The sequence below is a fragment of the Flavobacterium succinicans LMG 10402 genome (genome assembly GCF_000611675.1).
Classification (GTDB): domain Bacteria; phylum Bacteroidota; class Bacteroidia; order Flavobacteriales; family Flavobacteriaceae; genus Flavobacterium; species Flavobacterium succinicans.
Map to the genome: position 1 here is coordinate 1 of NZ_JATV01000043.1, position 352 is coordinate 352.

The window sequence follows — 352 nt, forward strand, 5'->3', positions numbered from 1 at the left end:
AACTTTTATATTTTGCTTATTGTATTGGCTTATTGTTTTTTAAATCATTTTTTGGGCGCCTATTTCCGTCTGGAGTTTATCCTGAGCGGAGTCGAAGGGTTTCCGCTTTGTCACTCTGAGGCTCTCGAAGAGTCCACTCAAGCCGGGGCGCGCTTCGCCACTATTGACGATTTCACATAAAAAAGAAAACTCCAAGAATTAAAAATCGTTCTCAAAATTTTCTTTTTTACACCTTTCTCAGTTTGAAACTTTGAAAGGATTTGTTTATAAATTCAAGCTTATTATGTCGGTGCTTAGCACCTTAAATCTGCTGTGTTTGAATTTTCTACCAATATGTCACGACTTCGTCGCT

Annotated in this window: 1 protein-coding gene; it reads left to right on the forward strand. The window is 37.8% G+C overall.

What is annotated here, in order from left to right; translation table 11 throughout:
• Positions 1-180: hypothetical protein (locus AO58_RS18210; RefSeq protein ID WP_035718046.1), on the forward strand; the 180-nt coding region annotated here is incomplete at its 5' end.
• Positions 181-352: the final 172 nt, after the last annotated feature.